This is a genomic window from Salinifilum aidingensis, assembly GCF_054782015.1.
The window spans coordinates 448,205-469,862 of the sequence record NZ_BAAGTH010000002.1; the positions used below are offsets into that span (position 1 = coordinate 448,205).

The 21,658-nt window shown below is 68.7% G+C and carries 22 protein-coding genes; 9 read left to right on the forward strand and 13 right to left on the reverse strand.

Annotation, left to right across the window (positions count from 1 at the left end; translation table 11 throughout):
- The first annotated feature begins 541 nt into the window (after window positions 1–541).
- Both ACYVJE_RS05050 and ACYVJE_RS05055 read left to right on the forward strand, forming a co-directional pair.
- A complete protein-coding gene (locus tag ACYVJE_RS05050) occupies window positions 542–1,516 on the forward strand; it encodes an NAD(P)H-dependent flavin oxidoreductase (RefSeq protein WP_461143500.1) in 975 nt (324 codons plus the stop codon).
- A 38-nt stretch (window positions 1,517–1,554) separates the two neighbouring features.
- On the forward strand, window positions 1,555–2,439 hold the full coding sequence (locus ACYVJE_RS05055) for a crotonase/enoyl-CoA hydratase family protein (RefSeq protein WP_461143501.1): 885 nt from the start codon (window positions 1,555–1,557) through the stop codon (window positions 2,437–2,439).
- 764 nt (window positions 2,440–3,203) lie between these two features.
- On the opposite strand, the gene ACYVJE_RS05060 is transcribed toward ACYVJE_RS05055, so the two are convergent.
- The 9 genes from ACYVJE_RS05060 to ACYVJE_RS05100 form a co-directional block, all read right to left on the reverse strand.
- Complete coding sequence (locus ACYVJE_RS05060; RefSeq protein ID WP_461143502.1) at window positions 3,204–3,845, reverse strand: acetate uptake transporter; 642 nt, start codon at window positions 3,843–3,845, stop codon at window positions 3,204–3,206.
- Window positions 3,846–3,924: 79 nt separating this feature from the next.
- Window positions 3,925–4,458: a flavin reductase family protein gene (locus tag ACYVJE_RS05065; protein ID WP_461143503.1), complete on the reverse strand. Its 534-nt coding sequence runs from the start codon at window positions 4,456–4,458 to the stop codon at window positions 3,925–3,927.
- Window positions 4,459–4,490: 32 nt separating this feature from the next.
- Window positions 4,491–4,835, reverse strand: a complete 345-nt coding sequence (locus ACYVJE_RS05070) for a cupin domain-containing protein (protein WP_461143504.1) — start codon at window positions 4,833–4,835, stop codon at window positions 4,491–4,493.
- Between the two features lie 27 nt (window positions 4,836–4,862).
- Window positions 4,863–6,311, reverse strand: coding sequence for a 4-hydroxyphenylacetate 3-hydroxylase family protein (locus ACYVJE_RS05075; RefSeq protein WP_461143505.1), 1,449 nt, complete (start codon window positions 6,309–6,311; stop codon window positions 4,863–4,865).
- Window positions 6,311–6,994 (reverse strand): DUF2848 family protein, encoded by a 684-nt coding sequence (locus tag ACYVJE_RS05080; RefSeq protein WP_461143506.1) that lies wholly within the window; start codon window positions 6,992–6,994, stop codon window positions 6,311–6,313. Before ACYVJE_RS05080 ends, ACYVJE_RS05075 begins: the two co-directional genes overlap by 1 nt.
- Window positions 6,991–7,827 (reverse strand): nitrilase-related carbon-nitrogen hydrolase, encoded by an 837-nt coding sequence (locus ACYVJE_RS05085; RefSeq protein ID WP_461143507.1) that lies wholly within the window; start codon window positions 7,825–7,827, stop codon window positions 6,991–6,993. Before ACYVJE_RS05085 ends, ACYVJE_RS05080 begins: the two co-directional genes overlap by 4 nt.
- Window positions 7,824–8,528: a GntR family transcriptional regulator gene (locus ACYVJE_RS05090; RefSeq protein ID WP_461143508.1), complete on the reverse strand. Its 705-nt coding sequence runs from the start codon at window positions 8,526–8,528 to the stop codon at window positions 7,824–7,826. Before ACYVJE_RS05090 ends, ACYVJE_RS05085 begins: the two co-directional genes overlap by 4 nt.
- A 110-nt stretch (window positions 8,529–8,638) precedes the next feature.
- Window positions 8,639–10,219, reverse strand: a complete 1,581-nt coding sequence (locus ACYVJE_RS05095; RefSeq protein WP_461143509.1) for an amidohydrolase — start codon at window positions 10,217–10,219, stop codon at window positions 8,639–8,641.
- On the reverse strand, window positions 10,206–11,681 hold the full coding sequence (locus ACYVJE_RS05100; RefSeq protein WP_461143510.1) for an APC family permease: 1,476 nt from the start codon (window positions 11,679–11,681) through the stop codon (window positions 10,206–10,208). The genes ACYVJE_RS05095 and ACYVJE_RS05100 overlap by 14 nt, the downstream gene beginning before the upstream one ends.
- Before the next feature lie 86 nt (window positions 11,682–11,767).
- Between ACYVJE_RS05100 and ACYVJE_RS05105 the strand changes: the two genes are divergently transcribed.
- Complete coding sequence (locus tag ACYVJE_RS05105) at window positions 11,768–12,415, forward strand: TetR/AcrR family transcriptional regulator (RefSeq protein ID WP_461143511.1); 648 nt, start codon at window positions 11,768–11,770, stop codon at window positions 12,413–12,415.
- 224 nt (window positions 12,416–12,639) lie between these two features.
- Window positions 12,640–12,789, forward strand: coding sequence for a hypothetical protein (locus ACYVJE_RS05110; protein WP_461143512.1), 150 nt, complete (start codon window positions 12,640–12,642; stop codon window positions 12,787–12,789).
- A 180-nt stretch (window positions 12,790–12,969) separates the two neighbouring features.
- On the opposite strand, the gene ACYVJE_RS05115 is transcribed toward ACYVJE_RS05110, so the two are convergent.
- The gene (locus ACYVJE_RS05115) at window positions 12,970–13,278 is read right to left on the reverse strand and encodes a transposase (RefSeq protein ID WP_461143513.1); all 309 of its coding nucleotides are present in this window, start codon (window positions 13,276–13,278) and stop codon (window positions 12,970–12,972) included.
- Window positions 13,279–13,555: 277 nt separating this feature from the next.
- On the opposite strand from ACYVJE_RS05115, the gene ACYVJE_RS05120 reads away from it, so the two are divergent.
- Both ACYVJE_RS05120 and ACYVJE_RS05125 read left to right on the forward strand, forming a co-directional pair.
- Window positions 13,556–14,755, forward strand: a complete 1,200-nt coding sequence (locus tag ACYVJE_RS05120; protein ID WP_461143514.1) for a hypothetical protein — start codon at window positions 13,556–13,558, stop codon at window positions 14,753–14,755.
- 54 nt (window positions 14,756–14,809) lie between these two features.
- Window positions 14,810–15,097: a hypothetical protein gene (locus ACYVJE_RS05125; RefSeq protein WP_461143515.1), complete on the forward strand. Its 288-nt coding sequence runs from the start codon at window positions 14,810–14,812 to the stop codon at window positions 15,095–15,097.
- 824 nt (window positions 15,098–15,921) lie between these two features.
- Here ACYVJE_RS05125 and ACYVJE_RS05130 read toward each other — a convergent pair.
- From ACYVJE_RS05130 to ggt, 3 genes are all read right to left on the reverse strand, one after another.
- Window positions 15,922–16,329 (reverse strand): PIN domain-containing protein, encoded by a 408-nt coding sequence (locus ACYVJE_RS05130; RefSeq protein WP_461143516.1) that lies wholly within the window; start codon window positions 16,327–16,329, stop codon window positions 15,922–15,924.
- A gap of 247 nt (window positions 16,330–16,576) precedes the next feature.
- Window positions 16,577–16,963, reverse strand: a complete 387-nt coding sequence (locus tag ACYVJE_RS05135; RefSeq protein WP_461143517.1) for a hypothetical protein — start codon at window positions 16,961–16,963, stop codon at window positions 16,577–16,579.
- 426 nt (window positions 16,964–17,389) lie between these two features.
- A complete protein-coding gene (ggt, locus tag ACYVJE_RS05140; protein ID WP_461143518.1) occupies window positions 17,390–19,072 on the reverse strand; it encodes a gamma-glutamyltransferase in 1,683 nt (560 codons plus the stop codon).
- A gap of 462 nt (window positions 19,073–19,534) precedes the next feature.
- Here ggt and ACYVJE_RS05145 point away from each other — a divergent pair, with 462 nt between their 5' ends.
- From ACYVJE_RS05145 to ACYVJE_RS05155, 3 genes are all read left to right on the forward strand, one after another.
- Window positions 19,535–19,894, forward strand: coding sequence for a hypothetical protein (locus ACYVJE_RS05145; protein WP_461143519.1), 360 nt, complete (start codon window positions 19,535–19,537; stop codon window positions 19,892–19,894).
- A gap of 546 nt (window positions 19,895–20,440) precedes the next feature.
- The gene (locus ACYVJE_RS05150; protein WP_461143539.1) at window positions 20,441–21,088 is read left to right on the forward strand and encodes an HD domain-containing protein; all 648 of its coding nucleotides are present in this window, start codon (window positions 20,441–20,443) and stop codon (window positions 21,086–21,088) included.
- The gene (locus ACYVJE_RS05155; protein WP_461143520.1) at window positions 21,085–21,528 is read left to right on the forward strand and encodes a hypothetical protein; all 444 of its coding nucleotides are present in this window, start codon (window positions 21,085–21,087) and stop codon (window positions 21,526–21,528) included. The genes ACYVJE_RS05150 and ACYVJE_RS05155 overlap by 4 nt, the downstream gene beginning before the upstream one ends.
- The last annotated feature ends 130 nt before the right edge of the window (window positions 21,529–21,658 follow it).

Sequence of the window (21,658 nt, forward strand, 5' to 3'; positions counted from 1 at the left end):
GCGTCGCGGTGGGACGCGGAGCCCCCGGTGGCGGTGCAGTCCTGGACAAGCCACACCCCACCGGGGGTCCCCTACGTCAACGACCAGGACCTGCTGTCAACCTCATGGCCAAGCACGTCAGCCGGGCGAGTTGCTCGACGCGAACTGCAGCACCACCAAGGCCATCGACAGCGCCAGGCTGATCACGAAGCACGGTGTCCAGTCACCACCCACCTCGCGCCCCGCGGCGGCTCGAAACGGGCCAACGGTGGATTCGGAGCACCCCGGCTCGACGGTCAGCCCACCCGACCGCCCCACCGGATCTGCTGGTTCTCGAGGAGCTCGCCACCGGTGCAGCGCGGCAACACCTCGACGAGACAACTGAAATCAAACTCGAATCATTATCGAGTTTAGCGCGGCGCTGACGCCGCCGCGCCGGAACGCGCCGAGACTGCCCGGCACCACCGCAGAGCCTTGACAGCGCCCCGCGCGGGAGTAAACTCGAACTCGATTCGATATTGGTTTCGCGGGTACTCGCGGTACCCGCAGGGAGGCTCAACTCGTGATCTCAACCCGCTTCACCGAGCTGTTCGGCGTCGACCACCCGATCGTCTGCGGCGGCATGATCGGCGTCGGCACCGCGGACCTCATCTCGAAGGTGGCCGACGCCGGCGCCCTCGGCTTCCTCACAGCGCTGACGCAACCCACGCCGGAGGCCCTGGCGGGCGAGATCGCCCGGTGCCGGGAGATGACGGACCGGCCGTTCGGCGTCAACCTCACGGTCCTGCCCACCCGCGCACCGGTGCCCTACGAGGAGTACCGGGCGGCGATCATCGAGAGCGGGATCGACGTGGTCGAAACGGCCGGCAGCAACCCGGCGGAACACGTGGCCGCGTTCAAGGCCGCGGGCGTGCAGGTGATCCACAAGGCGGTGTCCGTGCGGCACGCCGTCAAGGCCCAGCACCTGGGAGTGGACGCCGTCAGCATCGACGGCTTCGAATGCGCCGGTCACCCCGGCAACGACGACATCCCCGGCCTGATCCTCATCCCCGCAGCCGCCAGGAAGGTGCACATCCCCCTCATCGCGAGTGGAGGATTCGCGACGGGCGACGGGCTGGCAGCCGCCCTCGCGCTCGGCGCGTGCGCCATCAACATGGGCACCCGGTTCGTCGCCAGCGCGGAGGCCCCGGTGCACCCCAACGTCAAGGACCAGATCGTCGCCAACGACGAACGAGACACCCAGCTGGTCTTCCGCGAGTTCAACAACACCGCACGGGTGGCGCGCAACGCGATCTCCGAGGAGATCGCCCACCGATCCCGGCGCCCCGGAGCGGTGTTCGACGACGTCGCCGAACTGGCCTCGGGCGCGCGAGGCAGGACCCAGGTGCTCGAACGTGGACAGATGGAAGACGGCCTGTGGTGGGCGGGCCAAGCGCAGGGACTCATCGAATCCGTCGAAACCTGCCACGACATCGTCACCGGCATCGTCACCGACGCCGAGAAGACCGTCGACCAACTCGCCGACCTCCGCGGATGAGTTCCCCTGCCAGCGACCGAACCTGGAGCGAACGGCCAATGACGTTCACCACCCTCGACCACCAGCTCGACGCGGGCGTTCTCACCACCACGCTCGACCGGCCGGACCACCTCAACGCCTTCACCCCGACGATGGCCGATGAACTCGAGCGAACGTTCACCGATGCCAACGACAACGACGACGTCCGCGCGATCATCGTCACCGGCTCCGGACGAGCCTTCTGCGCGGGCATGGACCTCGGAACTGAAGGCAACCCGTTCGGGCTCGACGAGTCCCGCTCCCCCGCCCTCGCCGACATGAGCGATTTGGACAGCCCGGAGATCCGCCATGTCCGGGACACCGGCGGGAGGGTCGCGCTGGCGATCCACTCCTGCCGCAAACCGGTGATCGCCGCGATCAACGGTCCCGCCGTCGGTGTCGGGGCGTCCATGACCCTGGCGATGGACGCACGTCTGATGTCGACGACCGCGCGGTACGGCTTGGTGTTCGGCCGCCTGGGCATCACACCCGAAGCGACCTCGACCTGGTTCCTCCCGCGTCTGGTCGGTATGGCCAAGGCGTTGGACCTCGTCTACTCCGCCGACGTCCTCGATGCCGAGGAAGCGTTCTCCGCCGGCCTCGTCAACGCCGTCCACCCGCCCGAGCAGCTGATGGCGCAGGCCCGCGAACTCGCTGACCGCTGGACGTCGAACCGGTCCGCAGTAGCGACCGCTCTGACGCGGCAGATGATGTACCGCAACGCGTGCCTCGACCATCCCGAGGACGCGCACCGCGTGGAATCGCTGGCGATGTTCTACACCAGCACCGGCGATGGGGCGGAAGGAGTGGCCGCCTTCCGCGAGAAGCGCTCCGCTTCCTTCGAACGGCGCGCATCCGACATGCCGCCGTTCTACGACGAGTGGGTCGCCGCAACGACACCTTAGGCATCTCATCCCGCACGGCCGCGGAGAACCGGAAACCACCACGATGTGCTCGCTAGGCCAGCACACGAAGCCCACAGCCAAGAGGCGGTTCGACACCGCGACGGCAGCCCTCCTGCTGCTCGTCGGCGTCGCCTTCGTGGCGCTCTGGACGTTCAGCGCCGCTACCGTCTTCGGCGACCCCTGCACGATCATCCCGAACCGCGCGGGCTGCTCCAGCAGCGAACGCCTACCCGGCGCGCTGGACGTGCACGGCCCTCCCACGCGCCAACCCGCCCGGCGACGCCAACCACGTCGGTACCGCCTCCCGCCAAGGCGCTCACCGGAACCGGTGGGCGCGAAAACATCCGATCCCAACAACCACCGAGGTACCGCCGGAGAAAACCCGACCGGTTCCGCCCGCCCGCGCAGCATCTCCACCGGCAGCGCCGAACTCGGGCTGCGCTCCGCCCGCACCCTGCTCACCCACATCAGCGGACCCGCGGGCCGACCGCGCGACAACCACCCAACCCGCGCTCGTCATCCGTGACTCCTGCGGATGCGCTGACCGCTCCGGCTCCTGCGGGGTTCAGCTCCGGACGCGGTGCCGACCGCATCGGCGGCGGAGGAGCGCTTCGCGTCCGCCATCGGCGGCATCGCCGCGCCCTGACCGACGTCGTCGACCTCGGCGCCGGCCAGAGCGCGGCCGAGCTGCACCTGCTGCGGTTGCCACCACCGCTGCTCCGACGGGGAGCCTGGGGCGGTTCCTCCGCCGGCGGCAGCGTGGGTCAGTGCCCGCGGTCGAGATCACCGAGCGGCAGCACGACCCGGCGGAACTGGTGGTTGATGACTTCGGCAGCGGCGATGTACCAGACGAGGATCGCCAAGGCGATGCCTGTCCAGCCTCCGAACGTGATGGCTGCTTCGTTGCCGGTGGCTTCCCCGATGATGAGCGGAACGAGCGTCGCTTCCACCAGGACGAACGCGAGGACGATCGCGGCTTTGGCGCGAAGCGAACCGATCAGCATGTAGAGGCTGAAGACCGCCCAGGGCGCGAGGAACAGCGCGGTGGCAGGACCGTGCAGCGGTTCCGGGACGGTGTCGAGGTACAGGGTCGCGAAAAGCGCGAAGGAAACCCAGAAGGCCCCGAAGGAGCCGAAGGTGACCGCCGGGAAGAGGTCCTCGTTGCGCAGGTGCCAGAAGGCGACGAGGATCTGGATGAGGCCGCCGAACACCCACGCGGTGGCCACGGCCCCTTCCAGCGCCACTTCGTCGATCAGGCCGGCGTTGACCCAGCTGAGGAGGAAGGTCGTGCCGGCGAACGCGCCGAACGCCAGCGGCGCTGGATTCACGCGCCCGGTGACGGCTTCGGCAGGGGGCGGTCTGGTATCCGTGTCGCTGCGGGAGCGGGTTGCTTGTGCCGTGCTCATGGTCTTTCCTCCGTGCGTAGCATCTGCCCGCGTTGACGGGGATTCGGGGAAAAGCGCGAGTGTCGGTCCTGCTGGTGGGTCAGAAGAACCAGGGCGGGACTTCGGGGCCGTGGCCCGTGGAGTCGAGGAAGCGGCCGCTGTGGAAGACCAGCGGTTCCCCGTCCCTGTCGCAGGTGGCCACGACGCGGCCGAGGAACACCACGTGGTCTCCTGCCGGGATCTCCTGCTGGACTTCGCATTCCACGTGGGCGAGGGCCCCGGGCACGATGGGAAGCCGGTGTTCGCCGTATTCCAGGGGAAGTCCGGCGAAGTGGTCCTCGCCCCGCCGGGCGAAGCGCATCGCGAGCTCGCCCTGCCGGGAGGACAGGACGCTGACGGCGAACGTGCCGCTGGCGCTCACCGCCTCGGTGGTGCGAGCACCGACGGTGAGGCTGACCAGGATCAGCGGCGGATCGAGGGAGACGGAGGTCAGCGAGTTCACGGTCATCCCGTGCGGCTGGTCGTCGGCCGTGGTCACGACGGCCACTCCGGTGGTGAACCGGCCCATCGTCCGGCGCAGCGTGGAGGGTTCGACGGCCTCGGCGGCTTCTGCGGGGTGGGTTGTCGGAGACATGTCGTTCCTCCTCATCGAGGGTGACGGAGGATTCAGGCGGCGTAGCGGACCTCGAACGTGACCACGCCCTCGTCGGTGCGCCACGGGCCGTGGGGCATGCCGGGCGGCCGGCAGGCGTACATGCCGGCGGTGAAGGTTTCGCCGAGGGTGATGTCGGTGAACGATCCTTCGATGATGTAGACCTCTTCCCAGAAGTCGTGCTTCTGCACTCCCAGAGGGGTGGAGTCCGCTCCCGGGGCATAGCGCAGGATGCGCGTGGCCACACCGGTGCTGGCATCCGACGAGAGGATTCGTTCGGTGATGGCGGGGTCGCCGCCGGCGCAGACGGTGTAGTCCACGTCGGTGACGGGGAAGAACTCGTACTCGGGTTTGGACATGGTGGGGATCTCCTCGTCGTTCGCTGTTCAGGCGGCGTCGTAGCTGGCGAGGAACGCGTCGACCTCGGCCACCGGCGCGTCGAAGCCGTAGTTGCGGTAGGCGTAGCCCTTCACGACGAAGGGCGCGCCGGCGTAGAACATCTCGTACTGGTGGTGGCGGCCCGCGAACTCGCTGCCGACCGCGTCCCAGGCGAGTTTGAACAGCTTGACCCGCTCGGCGGCCTCGGCGTTCGGGCTGTGCACGTAGCGGTCGATGTCGGCGCGGGTCTCGGGGTTGCGCATGTCGTCGATGCTGGAGGGGAGCTGCAGCACCCCGCCGCCGACGAGGTCGCGCAGGATCGCCAGCACGCGGGGGTACAATTCGGCCTGCAGCCCCATGGCGCCGTAAACGGCGCGCTCGCCCGGCCGCCACAGCCCCTGCTCGTCCGGCTCGGCGGTGTATTCCGCCGCGAGCACCCCGGATTCCACCAGCGAGGCGAGACTGGCCAGTTCCCCGAGCTTTTCCACCACGCCGGGGAACTTGTCGACGCCGTTGACGGCGGCGACCTTGCGCGCGATCCCGGCGAGGAACTGCAGCTTGACCGCGAACCGGATCTGGGCTTGCCAGTTGCCGAGGACGTGGGCGCCGGTGTCGAAGAACTGACGCCGCACTCCGGCGACGTCGCGGTAGACGAACACGCGCTCCCACGGGATGAACACGTCGTCGAAGACCAGCAGCGCGTCGGTCTCGTCGTAGCGCGTCGTCAGCGGGTAATCGAAGCTGCTGGTCGCCGCGGGGGCGTAGGGGCGGCGGCAGTACAGCTTCAGACCGTCGGCGTTGACCGGCACGACGAATCCGAGGGCGAAGTCGCGGTCCTCCTCGGTCAGCGGTTTGATGCAGGAAACGAAGATCTCGTCGGCGACCGCGCCACCGGTGGCGAGCATCTGCGCACCGCGCACGACGATGCCGTCCGCGCGCTCCTCGGCCACGCCGGCCTGGACGAGGTCACCGGCCCAGGCGTGCGCGGTGTCCGCGCGGGACACCTGGGGCGGGATGATCGCGTAGGAGACGTAGAGGTTCTCCCGCACCATCCGCTCGTGGAACGCCGCGACGTTGCCGGAGAAATCGTGCTCGTCACCGGAGAAGGATTCCGGGTGGGCAGCGAAGGCGGCCAGGAACGCGCCGACGTGGTCCGGACTGCGGCCCACCCAGCCGTGCGTGTGATGGGCCCACGACTCGACCGCCTGCCGGAACGCCGTGAGATCGGCGCGGCTGCGGGGAGTGGTGAACACCCGGTTGGTCTCCGGCTGGCCGGACACGCCGGCACGGGTGGTCATCCCGGTGTCCGGGTCGGCGGCCTTGTCGAACAGCTCGGCCATCGTCGTGGCGATCGGTGAGAACGCCGGGTGGTGGGCCACGTCGTGCACGCGCTCGCCGTCGACGTAGATCTCCCGATCGTCCTTGATCGAGGCCAGGTATTCGGATCCGGTTCGCATCACAGGCTCCTCTGCTTCGTTTCGTAGGAATGGGTCAGGGTCCGGCCGTCGGTGAGGCGCAGGTGCGTCCGCCAGCAGCTGCCGTGCACGAACTCACCCGTCAACAGCGGAAGCGTTCCACCGAAGACGACCAAATCACCGGGAACCTCGCCGAGGATCTCCTCGAGTCGGGTCAGCAGATCCGCGGGCGCGCGCAAAGTGGACAGAAAGCCCCGCTGGTAGGGATTTTCGTCGACGCTGCTGGAGGCTGTGATCCCGTCCCAGTCCACAGCGGAGGGGTCTTCCCCGAAGGGAACCACCAGCTGTCCGATCGGTTTCGGGCAGGCCGCCTTCGACGCGGCGATGTGGTGGCGTTCGAGCGAACGGTCCGTGTGGTCGGAGCCCACCGCCAGGTAGTAGTAACCGCGGTGGCGGACCAGGACCGGTTCGACCTCTCCCGAGGTCGCCGCACCGTCCACGCCGATGACGCTGTCGGTCGTCAGCAGCGCGGGGTTCAAGTCGTAGAAGGCGGGCACGCTCGCCGGTTCCGGCACTCCGATGGCCGCGAGCTCGGCGATGTGCTCGGCCACGGCCTGCTCGTCGCGGGCGGTGTAGCCGGCGACGACCAACCGTTCTGGCACCACGTCGAGGCGGTCCTCCGTGCCGGCGACGTAAAGCCGCAGCACCGTCCGATCACGATTCACGAAAGCCCTCCTTGTCCGGCGGTGTCGGCGATGTGGCCATGCTGGCGCGGTCCCGTCGGGAGCAGTCGTCGATCGCGCAGGACCGGGAACTGCTCCCGGGTCCGCCGCACGCCGGCGGGGTCCACCTCGCAGGTGGTCAGACCTTCCTCCGCACCCGCTTCCACCAGCACCTCGCCCCAGGCGTCGACGATCCGGCTGTGCCCGCCGAGGTCGGTCCCGTGCTGCTCGCCCACGGCGTTGCAGGCGATGACCAGCACCTGCTGCTCCACGGCTCGGGTGGTGGTGAACAGCTGCCAGTGCGCGCGCCGCGCGGCCGGCCACGCCGCCGGCACCACGACCGCCTCGGCGCCCGCGTCGACCAGTCCCCGCCACAGCTCGGGGAACCGCAGGTCGTAGCAGGTGGTGGAACCGAGCGGTCCGAGCGCGGTGTCGACCGCCGAGACGGTCTCGCCACCGGTGAGCAGTTCGGCCTCGCGGGACTGGTAGCCGAACACGTGCATCTTGCGGTAGGTGTGCACCACGCTGCCGTCCGGGGCGATCAGGACGGCCGTGTTGTGCAACTTCCCCGCGTCGTCGCGTTCGAGCACGCTGCCGAGGTGGACGTGGGCGCCCAGGTTCCGGGCCCACTCCCTCCCGGCCGAGACCGTTTCCCCGTCCAGCGGCTCGGCGAGCGCGTCGTAGTCCTCGAAGAAGAAGTAGCCCGGCGCCCACAATTCGGGAAGCACCACCAGGTCGGCCCCCCGCGCCCGCTGGACCATCCGGCCGACCCGTTCGAGCCGGTGCGCCACCGGCTCGGCCGGTGGACTGGCGACCTGGACCATCACGACCTTCACGAGTCCACCCCCGAGCCGAACTCTCCGGCCGGCGGGACCCAGTCGACGATGGCCGGCAGGTTCAACGTCGCCAACGTGCTCGCGAGGTGGGTGCCCACGGCGTGCGCGGCGCGGTCCGCCTCCCCCGTGCGAATCGCCGCCACGATCGCCGCGTGCTCGTCCAGCACGGTCCGCACCCGGTCCTCGGCCGCGGCCACGGCGTGCAACCCCATGCGCACCTGCCGCTCCCGCAACGACTCGTAGAAGTCGGCGAGCACCGGATTCCCGGCCCTGCGCACGATCGTGCGGTGGAACGCGCGGTCGCAGTCGATGAAGGCCACCGGATCCTCGGACACGGATTCCTGCTCCGAGACGAGGCGATCCAGTTCGTCCGCCAAACCCCCTGCCACGGGGGCGACCTGGCGAACGCACCAGTCCTCCACCAAACCGCGGGCCTGCATGACCGCCTGCACCTCGCTGTCCGAGATCGGCGGCACGAACGCCCCCTTCTTGGGCACGATCTGCACGACCCCTTCGGCCTGCAGCCGCAGCAGGGCCTCGCGCACGGGCGTGCGCGAGGTGCCCGCCGCTTCGGCCACCCCCACTTCGGTCAGGAACGAACCCTCCTGGCGGGGCAACCGGGCGATGTAGCCCTTCAACCACCGGTAAGTCACATCCTGCGCGGATCCAACTCCCTGCGCAGAGCTTTGTTCACGACTCATAGGCTTACTGTATACATGTTGCGCACTGGTAGCACAAGAGTGGTGTGCACTTCTGGGGTTCCTGGACGCGGGCGTTCCCGGACGTCCGGGCGGCGAGCTCGGACGCGGAGTCAGTCCGCGCGGTGCGTGACGAGCCCGGAGGAGACGGTCAACCGGACGTCCGCCTCGCCCACCTCGTCGGCCGGCGCGGCCACCGGGTCCACGGCCAAGGCCGTCAGGTCGGCGCGACAGCCCACCGCGATCCGCCCCGCCTCCCCCGCGACGCCGTCGGCGATCGCGGAGTGCGTGGTCATCCCCTCCAAGGCCTCGATCCCCGTCAGCGCCTGGTCGGGACGAACCGGGGCCTCGCCCGATCCCGGCGGGCACCGCAGCCGCGCGTGGGCGAGCACACCGCGGGCGTCGTAGGCGGCCACCGGCCAATCGGACCCGAGCACCAAGATTCCACCGGCCGCGCGGACGTCCCGGCACGGCCAGGCACGCGCCGCGCGCTCAGTCCCCAAGCGGACCGACCAGTCGTCACTGCGATCGGCGTGCACGTACCCCGCGTGGGACGGCTGCATCGAGGCGACGAGCCCGGTGTCGACGAGACGGCGGACCTCTTCGCGGGGAAGCGTTTCGAGGTGCTCGACGCGGTGGCGCACGCCGCCGGTGTCGATGCCGGTGAAGCTGTCGATGACGTGGCCGACCCCGGCGTCGCCGATCGCGTGGGTCGCGGTCGGCACCTTCGCCTCGGCGAGGCGGCGCACGGCCGCGGTGTACTCGGCGGGATCCCGCCAGAACGCGTCGGTGTTCTGCCCGAAGCAGTCGGCGTGGTGCAGCCAGGCCGAACCGTTCTCGACCGTGCCGTCGATGAAGAACTTCACCAGGTCGACCGCCCAACGCCGACCGCGCCGGCCGTGCAGCGCCATGCTTTCGTCGATGTCGTCGCCGGGCATGCACCACGGCGCCACCCGCAGGCGCAGGGGGAGCTCGCCGCGGGATTCCAGGTGTTCGAGGATGCTGAACGTGCTGCCTTCGGCGTCCATGACCGTGCCGCCGGTCAGGCCCGTGGCGGCCATGCGCCGGAGGTCCTCGCGCACGCGAGCGCCCACCTCCTCCAACGGCACCGCCGGCATCGCCTCGGCGACGGCCTGCATCGCGGCGTGCTCGACCAGGAACCCGGTCGGCCGCCCCCGCTCGTCGCAGACGATCTGCGCACGCTGCTCGAACTCGCGCGGACCGGTCACGTTCGCCCTCCGCAGCGCCTCCGTGCTGACCAGCGCCGAGTGGCAGTCGGAGAAGTAGACGAAGACCGGCACCCCCGGAAGCAGTTCGTCGAGCAGCTCCCGCGTGATCGGCACCTGGCCGAAGGCGTTGTGGTTGAGCCCGAACGCGCGCACCCAACCGCTGCCGTCGGGACGGGTCGCGGCGAGCGCGCTGCGGACCGCGTCGAGATCGCGGCAGGCGCTCAGATCGGTGCCGGTGAACGACGTCGCCGCGAGGATCGGGTGCATGTGCCCGTCGACGAGACCGGGCACCGTGGTCGCACCACCGACGTCGACGACCTCGGTCTTCTTCCCGCTCAGGGCCAGCGCGTCGTCGTCCAGCGCCACGATCCGGCCATCGTGGACAGCGATGGCGTGCGCCCTGGGGCGTTCGGGGTCGAGCGTTCGGGCCACGGTTCCCACGACGAGGAGCTCAGCGGACCGCATCGGCCACCTCCACTTCACGGTCTTCGGCGATACCGGCGAACGAGGCGGGGCGGTTGCGGCGCAACCACAACCCCCACCCGACGCCGACCGCGCAGGTGACGGGCAAGACGAGCAGCAGCACCGCGTTGACCGCGCCCGAGGCTTCGGTGAACAGCTCGACGTGCGTGGTGGCGAGCACGAGCGCGGCAGCCATCGCCGCGGCCGACAGCACCGGTGCGAGCACGGTGCGCCACACGCCTTCGGAGTTCGACACGCGGCGGAAGAACACGACGACGGAGACCGCGGTTACCGCCTGCAGGAGCATGATCCCGAACACGCCCGGCGTGTTCACCCAGATCAGCAGTTGCCGGTACGGATCGGCGCCGGCGATCGCGAACGCCGCGACGACCACGAGCGCGAGCGCGCTTTGCGCGATCCCGGCGACGTACGGCGACTGCGTGCGCGGGTGCACCGCGGCGAGCCGCCGCGGCAGCAGCCCCTCCCGCGTGATGGACAGGGCGTAGCGGGTGACGGCGTTGTGGAAGGCGACCAAGCTCGCGATCACGCTCGTGACGGTCAGCAGGTGCATCACCGTGGTGGCGGCGCCGCCGAGGTAGGTGTCCGAGGCGGTGAAGAACAGCTCCACCGGGTTGTTCTCGGCCGCCGCGAGGACGCCCCGCGAGCCGTAAGCCTGGATGATGCTCCACACGATGAACGCGTAGGTCGCGGCGAGGATCGCCACCGCGACGTACGTCGCCCGCGGGACGGTCCGCTGCGGATCCCGGGATTCGGCGCGGTAGATGACCGTGGCCTCGAATCCCATGAACGCGGCGAACGCGATCGGGAGGATGCTGGCCATCCCGGAGCGGAACACGTTCTCCGGGGCGAACGAGCTGAAACCGAGGCCTTCTGCACTGCCGCCCTGGAACAGGATCGCGAGGGCGAGCACGAGCAGTATTCCGGTCTCCAGGGTGAGCATCACCGCGAGGAACTTCGCGCCGAAGTCGACGCTGCGGAAGCCGACGAACCAGACCAGCACGACGCTCGCGAGGGCGTAGGCCCACCACGGGAGGTCGAGCCCGAACACCGCGCTGAACGTCTCCTCCGCCGTGACGCCCAGCAAGCCGTACACCCCGATCTGGAGCGCGTTGTAGGAAACGAGCGCGACCAGCGCCGCGGCCACTCCGGCGGTCTTGCCGAGACCGCGGGAGATGTAGGCGTAGAACGCCCCGTTGGTGACGTAGCGCGACATCGCGGTGAAACCGACGGCGAAAACGCTCAGCGCGACACCGGCGAACAGGTAGGCCGCAGGGGCTCCCAGGCCTCCGACGAGCACGGCCAGCGGCGCGACACCGATCATGACCATGAGCGGCGCGGCGGCCGAGACCACGATGAAGACCAGATCCTTCGTCCCCAGGGCACCGCGCTTCAAACCCGTGCCGGATTCCTCGGACGACCCCTGGGAACTGGCGTTGGAGGGCATGCGCTGCCTCCTCATAATCGAAACCGATTAGATTTAGGTTTGGCTGGTACCGTAAGGACTCAGCAGCGTCGACGGAAGAGGGGAAGATGACGCGAGGGACGCAACGCCGCTCCGGCAGGCCGCGCACAGCCGTTCTGGATCGCGACCGCATCGGCGCGGCGGCGCTGGCCCTCGTCGACGAGACCGGCGACTTCACCCTCCCCGAAGTCGCCCAACGACTGGGAGTGCGGACCGCCTCGCTGTACCACCACGTCGACGGACGCGCCGGAGTCGTCGAGCTGCTCCGGGAGCAGGTCAAGAACGAGATGGACATGACCGCGCTCGACGATCCGTCGTGGCGGACGGCGATCACCGGTTTCGTCCGCTCCTACCGGGCCGCCTTCGCCCAGCACCCGCGCGTCGTGCTGCTGCTGGCGACGACGACCGTCCGCTCGCCCGCGGTGCTCGCGGCCTACGACAAGCTGGTCGGCCACCTCACCGGCAACGGCATTCCCCCGGAACGGGCCATGACCATCCTGACCGCGGTGGACAACTTCGTGATCGGCTCCGCTCTCGACCTCGCAGCGCCGAGGAGGATGTGGGAGATCCCGGAAGGGGTTCAAGCCCCCCACCTGGCCGCAGCGCTGAGGGCGTGCGATGACATCGACCGGCACTCCGAGGAGGCCTTCGAACGCGGGCTGTCCCACCTCCTCGCCGGCATCGCCGAGGAGATCACCACGCATCGCCAGGACTGAGTATCCGGCCGGAGTTCCACTCCCGCACGCGGAAGGAATTCCTCCGAACTCCGCGACGGGAACCGCCCGCGGTGGCGCAGTCGAGCACCGCGGTTGCGAACCCCACGGGCTCGTCCAGATCTGCGAGCCGACGGCGGGTCGGCGCACCCAACGTTCCTACGGCCCGGCGGCAGGTCCGTCTGCGGCGTGGACGAGGGACTCCGCCCGCGACGCACCAGATCCTCGTGCGCCGGCGAGCCGGGCCGCAAGCCTTCTTCGGCCGACGTTTCTTCCCGAACACGCACCACCACTCGTGGGACGAGCAGATCTTCCACACCGTGCGCTCCGAGGCCGAGTGCCCGGCAGTGGTGACCTCGTCGTGCACCGACCGGTAGCCGAACTCCGGGTCCTCACGGTGAGCGTCGAAGATCGCGTTCGCCAGCTAGGCCTCGGCTAGTTCGGCGTCGGTGACCGGCTGACGCAGCCAGGCGTAGTAGTGCTGGCGGTGGAGCTTGAGCACCCGACACGACACCGCCACCGGCATCCGAATCCGGGCCTGGGGGCGGCCACCTCCTTCACGAGCGGGGAGAGCCTTTTCCCGGCAGATTGCCCTGCGACAGATACGCCGCCGCCCGCCGCAACACCTCGTTCTCCTGCTCCAACAGCCGATTGCGACGCTTGAGTTCCCGCAGCTCCCGCGCTGCATCCGTGGTGACGCCTGGCGTCACGCCGTCTTCGACGTCGGCCTCACGCAGCCACTTCTGCAACGTCATCGGATGGACTCCGAAGTCATTCGCGACCTGCTCGACCGTCACACCCGACTCGCGGTTGTGGGCGACCCGGACAACGTCCTCACGGAACTCGCGTGGGTACGGTTTGGGCACAGCGACATCCTTCCAGCCTGCACATCAGCAAGCGATCTCAGGTGTCACAGATCCCCTCAGCAGCCCCGTTTGATCTTTCTGGGTGAACTGTTTCCAAGTTCAGGAGGGTTGCCCCTCGGGGTGGCTACGGTGCCGCTCTGCAACTTCGTTGAAGAGGAGCGGACATGCCACGCTCAGACGCGGCCTCATCGCGGGAGCGGCCGTGGCGCTGGCAGCAACGGGGGTACCAGCCTCCGGGGCAGCCGCTGACGGTTCGGCACCTCAGGTGACTGCGAGCGTGGATGCAGGGCAGCAAGACCTCGTTCTCGACCTGCCGGACGGCAGCGATCATGCGGTGATCGACGAGCGTGGCAACACAGTGCTCTGGCGAGGTCGTGGCGATACGCGCTTACCGTTGCAGCACGGCACGATGGCGCGGCTGACGGTCGTGTCCCTGTCCTCAAGCGGGGCCACGCCCGTGGCGAGCGTGCTGGCCACCAACCCGAAACCGCAAGCACAGCTCACCCCGTTGACTGCCGTCACCACGAGCGAGAACACGACGGTGGACTGGGGCGCGATTGCCGGCGCTACCTCATACAAGGTGCTGGAAGGGAAGGCACGCTCGGCCCGCCCGCTGACCGACATCTCCGAGACCACAACGCACCTACCGACCACGCTCGGCGAAGAAGGTCGGTTCGAGATCATCAGCAACCCCATCCAGCAGCCCCAACCTCAAGAGGCGAACCAGCGCCCCGGTGCGGTGACCTATCGCTACGGCGTGGAAATCACGCCACCGGACACGGATATCGGCAGTCTGCCGGCCACGGCCCAGGCCGGCGATGCAGTCCCGGCGTCTCCGGAGATCATCACTACCGAGAACTCGTACGAAACCTACATTCCCAACAAGTACATCGATTCTCCGGAAGATCCACTGGGGCTGACATGCGAAGGAGACTTGGCTGGTACCGACTGGTGGTACACCGGCGACAACCGCGATGTCGGCTACAACACCGGCAAATACCGCACTCGCACGGTGGCCAACATGCCGTGGCAACCCGGCGCGACGCAGACCAGCAAAGACGTCCATCCCACCAACCGCTACGAACGCCTCGACAACGGCCGGCTGGTCTACGATTCCACCCGCCAGGCCGACAGCGACGGCATCGACGTGCGGGCGTTGAGCAACGACGGCAACTACACTCGCAATGTGATCGAACACGAAGCGGGCAACCCCTTCTGCAACCCGCTCGCCACCATCAGCTACGACAGCCAGCAGGACATCTACCAGGACGGCGGGCACTGGATCTACGGGCAGCACGACAAGATGCCCAATCACCAGCTCTACCGCGTGGATTTCGTCCAGCAGAACCCCAACGATCCCGATAGTCCCATCACGGAACGACGCGACCTCGTGTTCAACCACGAACTCTCCGACCCCAACTGCCTGGTGCAGCCCTGGCCCGGTTGTGGATCCTGGCGGTACCAGTACGTCCGGTGAGATGATCGCAGCAGGCGGAGCTGTTCTGTGAGGTGACCTCGGGTGGACCGATCCATGATCAACACCGCAGTGCGCTGGGCTGTAGCCCTCGTCCTGGTCGTGTTCTTCATGTACTGGTCGATCTTCATTGCCAGCTTGCTGGGATGGAGCTTCAGCCCACGAGGCCCACACCGCCTCCTCGAATCCCCATTCGCGTTACCGCTTTCGGTACTCGTCGGCGCGCTGGGCATTGCCAGCGCCCGACGAGTACTCCACTACAAGATGCTCACCCCGTGGCTGCTGGTGGGTGCGCTCCCTGCCCTGTACTTCGGCCTGGTCGAAACAGCAGTGCTCGAGATCTGAGGAAGAGCACTTGCCCGATACCCGAAGCTGGGCTGATCCAGCCAACTGGTCAGCGGTAACGTTCAATCTTCCCGACTCTTCTCCAAGGACCCCGCCCCGAGTCGTCTCGCGAGCGGGCCGAGCTCGGAAACCACCGCTGGCGTCGGCGCGCCGCGCTACCGTTGCCTCATGCCGCGCCGCTACACCGATGCCAAGCTGGACCCCTACGAGCTGCGCCCGGTCGGTGACAAGGTCACCGGAGTGACGGTGCGCTACGACGTGTGGATCGGTGGCGGCGTCCTCGGCTATATCCGCCGGAGCGTGCGCCCGCGCGGTTGGCAGGCCTACACCACCACCGGTACGTCCCGTCCGGCACGTCGGCAGCGGTCGTGTGGCACGCACGCGCCAAGACGCCGTGGTGGATCTGCTCACCGCGCTCGGGGTGCAGGAAGGGACTGAATAGGGGGCAAGCCGATGGGAACACCGCAACGCATAGTCGTGTGACCTGCGCATTTACGCAGGTGGCGACATCAGGCGGCATTGTGGCGCCTTTCGGTCCTCGGGACATTCCGCGGATGCTCGCGCGAGGCGCTGACAGCGCCACTCAGCGCCTCGATCTCGGCCGGACTACCGCGGGAAGCGCCGGTGCGTCGTGCCGCTACGCCCCCTGGTGACCACGATCAGTGACAGCGCCCGGAGCCCGGGCCTGGCTATACAGGTCGCTCGATTACGAGAACTCACCAGACTCAGGCTCCGCGTGGTGCTCGGCCGCCAGTCATCCAGCACCTCGTGCGCGGCACTGGCCCAGCGTTTGAGCCTGATCGAGTCCGCCGTACTGCTGTTCATCAGGGACCTCCGGGTGCGGCCGTGGCGAGCCCGGCCTGTTCGGTGACGGCGGCCAGCCGGGAGTCGTAGGTGCCGAACGTCGGCGCGGGCGAGGCACCGAGCGCGGTGGCGAGGTGCAGCCCGCCGAGGAGCTGTTCAGCCTGATCACTTACGGCTTCATCGGCCTCGATTCGACGCAGGGCCCGGAGCAGTTCGCCCCGGAGTAGCGCCGAGAACATGATCACTTCGGTATCCTCGAGGTCCTCAGGCTCACCGACCTCCTGGACGGCCAACACCTGCGGGTTCATCGTCGTGATCGTGCCCGCCAGCGAGGCGAGCTTAGCCTGGTACTGCTCGTCAGTGTCCGGGCCCGCCTCGCTGTCCGGACGGAACAGGTTCTCCAGGTTCCACGTCGCGACCCTGACCACAGCATGGTCCCTGCCCGCATCGACACCACGTCCATGATCACTCTCGCGGCGAGGCGGCCAGCGTGCAACACCGCCGCGGTCACCAGCAGGCCAACATCCCCTGACCCCGTCCCGAGCGACCATCTCCGGCGCGGACGATCTGCCCCGCAGGAGCGGCGCCCGCGCGCGAGTAGCGCTCCCACCCATGTCCGCACCTCGCTACGTGGCGGCTCAAGGGACTCTCGGTAGGTCTTCGGGAGCAACCAGCCTACTCAGACGGTTCGCGGGAGGCCGGGTTTGGCTCCTGCTCGGGTGAGGGTGGCTCAGTCGAACCGGGTGGCGTGCTGGGGGCGAGGTCCTCGGCCGGTGGGGCAGGCCAGCTCGCGGCGATGGCGGGAAGTTGCTCCAGGGCAACGAGTCCACTGTCGGCGAGGATGATGTGGGCTGGGCCGGTGGCGGTGGCGGTGACCTGGATGCGCTGCAGCATGCCCTGGCCGGTGGTCAGCGAAAGGTGCGCAGCATCGACGAGTTGGCCGCTCCACCAGCGGTGGGCATGCATCTCCGTGACGGTCTGCCAGGGGCTGGCGACCGGGCTGACCTGCCAGCCGGCCTGCTGCAGCTGGCCCACACACGCCAGCACCGCATCGGGCTGCATCCGTGCCTCCTGTGCCGGACGGGGCCGGGACTTCCAGCCTCCATGCACCTCAAGGGCCCGGTCAAACAAACCCACCCACCCGACAGGCCCGCCGCAGCGCAGCGAGTCCCGCTCCGAGGCAGAGCCAGCGTGCGGGGCCAGCGAGCCCTCGGCTGCGGCGCACTGTGATGGCCGCATAGCACGGCGTGTCCGCGGTCATGTCGGACTGCCCCGCGTGCACGCACCCCAGCACGGCGGGTGGCCCCACTTCGCGCCAATCGCGACTATGGCGCGGAACGGGTCGTCTCAGAACCACCGTTCTGAAACTCGGGCCGCGTGGGGGACTCGCAGACCTACGACCGCCAGCTCGACGCACTCGCCGCGGCCAGAGTCGTCCGGAACTACTTCCAGGTCTTGCGCTCCTGGCCATGGCCAGGAGCGCAAGACCTACCAGCCGGCCGCACCTCCGTCCTTGCGGTGGTCCGATCCCGCGCGGTACACGCCCGCCACCGGTTGCTCGTCGGCGATGCCAAGCCGAGGACTACTCGCCTCGTCGGGGTGAGGTTCGAACAGCACCGCCTGGTAGCCGCCCATGGGCTCACCGCTGCTGGACTCGACGTGGTGGCCCTTGTCCGTGAGCCCACCGCCGACCACGTCCGCGAGGTTCGACTCCAGCTTGACCGTGTTCTCGTCCTGGTCGTGGCGGAACCGTGCCGCGTCTCCGGCAGCTTGCACGTTCATCCCGAGGTCGAACAGGTTCACCAGTTCCTGGACCTGGCCTTGCGGCTGCATCGCCCCGCCCATGTTGCCGAACGCCAATACGGGGGCACCGTCCCGTGTCACAAACGCCGGAATGATGGTGTGGAACGGCCGCTTCCGGGGCGCGACCACGTTGGGGTGATCGCCGTCCAAGGAGAACAACGCACCCCGGTTCTGCAGCGTGAATCCGTAGTCGGGCACCCCGATGCCAGAGCCGAAATGCTCGTAGACGCTGGAGATGAACGAGACCATGTTGCCCCAACGGTCGGCGGCGAGGTAGATCGTGCCGCCGTCGGGCGTGGCGCGCACGACCGGTTCAGCGGCCCGGTGGGGATCGATGCGGCGGGCCAACTCGCGCGCGTGCTCCTTGGACAGCAATCGGTCCAGAGGAACGTCGACGAACCGCGGGTCGCCGGTGTAGGCGTGCAGATCGCTGTAGGCCAGCTTCTTCGCCTCGATCAGGAAATGCCAGAAGTCCGGGGACCGCGAACCGAGCGCGGCCGGATCGAACCCGTGCTCGGAACCGCACGCCTGCAGGATGGCCAGCATCTCGAGCGTGGCGAACCCCTGCGTGTTCGGGGTCATCTGGTGGATCTCGTAACCCCGGTAGTGCACCGAGATGGGATCGACCCATTCGGACTCGAACTCGGCGAGGTCGGCGGCGCTCATCCGCCCTCCGCCCCGGCGGATCTTGTCCACCATCGCCTCGGCGATCTCACCCCGGTAGAAGGCGTCGCGCCCCCGCCGCTGCAGCGTCCGCAGCGCTGTTGCCATGTCCGGGTTGCGGAAAATGCTGTAGAGCTCGGGCGCACGCCCGTCGACCAGGTAAGCCGCCGAAGCGTCGGGATCGGCGCGTACCCGATCGACCGCGTCGACCCACTGGCTGTGGATGCGTTCGGTGATCCCGAAGCCCTCCTCGGCAGCGCGGGCGGCTGGCTCGAGAGTCTCGCGGAAGCTCAACTGCCCGAAGCGGCCCAGCAGCCGATGCCAGCCATCGACCGCGCCGGGCACGGTGACGGTGTTGACCCCTGCGGTCGGCATTCCGGTCCGCGCATCGTGGCCGAGACGCGCGAAGTAGTCCGGTGTCCACGCTGACGGCGCCCAACCGCTGGCGTTGAGTCCGAACAGTTTCTGCTGTTCCGCCGAGTAGTACAGCACGAACGTGTCACCGCCGAGGCCGTGGCTCTCGGGTTCGACGACCGCGAGCATCGCTGCCGCGGCCACGGCGGCGTCGGCCGCGGTGCCGCCATCACGCAGGATCTGCACTCCGGCCTGGGCGGCGCTCCACTGGCTGGTGGCGACCACGCCGTGCCGCGCCACCAGTTCGGAACGGGTTTGCTCGGTCCAGTTGCTCCCCCGGTCTCCGCGCACCGGCCCAGGTTTCTGCGCTGCCGGCGCACTCGACGCTGCCGTGCCGAACATCGAGGGACCGACCGTTGACGCTCCGGCCAGCGCCGCTGTCGACGCAAGCGCCTGGCGCCTCGAAACCTTCCGCGCACCGGGCTTGCCGAATTCTGTGGAGACCGCGTTGTCCTCTCTGCCCTGGTGCATACAGCAGTCCTCATTTCTCTTGGCAGCAAAAGGGGGAAGGAGTCGCTACACCGTCGAAAGGAAGGAATCACGCCGGAAGGGCCGCGAACAGCGTGATGATCTCATCGGCCGGATGCGCCGAGAAGGACCAGTTCTTGCTACATGGACCCGGACCAGTTGCTGATCACGAGCCCCGTGGCACCCGCGCGGGGGAGAACCCCGCGCCGTCGCCAGGGTCCGAATCGACACCCCTTCGGAGGTGGGAACCGGATACGTCGGAACGGGCCACGCTACTGTCCACGCATGCGCGACTCCGACCCGCCCTGTGACGACTCCGAGATCGACCCGATCAGCGCGATGTTCTCAGCGCCGGATCACGCCACCCGGCAGGCACTGCTGCCCGGGGCTGTGGCACAGGCCGCCGAGATGGCCGGCAAGATGCGCGCCACCATCGCCACCTGGCAGGAAAGCACCGACCCGGGCATTGCCCGGCTGGTCGAGCACGCCCGTGACAGCGTCGACATGCACGAACAGTTCGTCGCACGCTGGGACGGCAGCCTCGTCGACGAGGCCTCCTGGCCGATCTTGGCCGCGGAGCTGCACCGATTGGTCTTCACGTGGGCCCACATCGTCGAAACCGTCATGCCCGAGAACGCGGAGTGAGACCCAGCTCCGCAACTCGGACTGCGGCCAGTAGGCCCGGTTCTCCTGAACGTGTCCCCGAGTGCCAAGTACGGCGTCAGTGCTGATGAAGACGCTGATGTCGACAGCTGCTGACCCCACGACCATGGTCGCGATCGTCTGTGCGGCAGCTCGGTGAACTGCGAAAATCCGCTCCCTTGCGGCTCAGGTCAGTCTCGGGAGCACCAGGCCAAGAAGGGTGGGGACCCGTTGGTGTGGCTGCCGGAACCTCCTCATTGGCAGCTACCTCGCCGCGCAGCATCACGATCAGCCGAAGCCGTGGAAGATCCTCACCGAGGCGCACGTCGTCGACGTCGTGCACCGGCCCCGATAGCACGCGGCCCCGGAGTCCCACGACGACGCGGGCGCATCCGGGGCCCCTTCCGCCGTATCCGCAGACCGGCGGCCTCTGCTCACAAGGTAGCCCATGCCAGGGGCGGGACACCAACACCACGCCAGCGCGTGGTCAGAGTGTTCCAGCCTCGCGGTGTGACCTGACGGATCCCTTGCGGACGTGGTCCTGTGGCGATGCGTGTGGCCGCGTGTTCTGTACGCGCGGTGTCGTTCGAAGGTCGGGTTACGGTCGGGCTCGTGGTTTCTGCATCTGGTGATGTCGCGCCGGCGGTGGCCGACGTGTTGGGCACCGGTGGGGTGTATCGGGATCCGCTGTGGCGGGTGACGGTGCAGCTCAGCGACCTGGAGCAGGAGCTGCTGCGGTCGTGGTGGGTGCGCCGGCTCGGGTTCGTCTCCCACGCTGGTGCGGCATCGATCGCCACGACCCAGTCCTATACGCGGCTGGAGCATTCGTTGGGGCTGCTGGCGTTGACCGCGCATTTCGCCCCGGACGATGCTCCCGCCCGGGCCGCGGCGCTGCTGCACGACGTGGGACATCTGCCGCTGAGCCACACCTTCGAAGGGGTGGTCGGGCTGGAGCACCATCAGCTGGGTGCGCAGCGCATCGGTGAGCTCGCCGGGGTGTTGGCCGCACACGGTCTCGATCCCGAGGAGGTGATCGCTGTCGAGGCCGGCAGGCGCGCCTCGGTGCTGCGCGGGGCTCGGGTGCGCTCAAGCTGGACCACCTCGAGTCGCTGGTGCGCAGCGGCCGCGCCCACGGGCGCACGCGGCAGGCACCGCCGGAGACCCTGGCGCGGCTTGCGGTGGTCGATGGGGCGGTGAGCACCGATGTCGACACCGGTCAGTACCTCGCCGAGCTCGTCGCCGGCGAGGCTCGCTGGTTGTGTTCGACGGTCAACGCCGTGCCCAGCGGCGTGGTGCGCCACCTCGCCACCGTCCTGCTCGCCGATGCTTCCCCGGCGCGGCGCGGTGAGATCGTGGCCATGACCGACGACGAGTTCTGGGCGCTGCTGCTCACCGACCCGGCCACCGCCCCAGCGGCCCGCACGCTGCGTCGCGATCCGGCCTGGCCGACCCGCGACCTCGACACCGCCGACGGTGAGGGCATCGTCTACACCGTCGCCGGCCTCTACCTCGACATGCCGCTCGTCGACGGGCGCCCGCTGGCTGCCACCCATCCGGCCTTCGCCGAGCTGCCGACCATGCCCTGGGGCTGCCGCATCCTGCCTCCGCCCGAAACCACCCTCAACAGCATCTCGTAGACCGATCGATGCTCGAGATAAGAGCTGCTCGTTGGGAATGGCCCGGTTGGTTCGGGTGTTTCGATTGACGTGACCAGCCAGGACGAAGCTCCCCAGATGAAGCGCCAGCGCGCCGACTCGTCAGACCTTG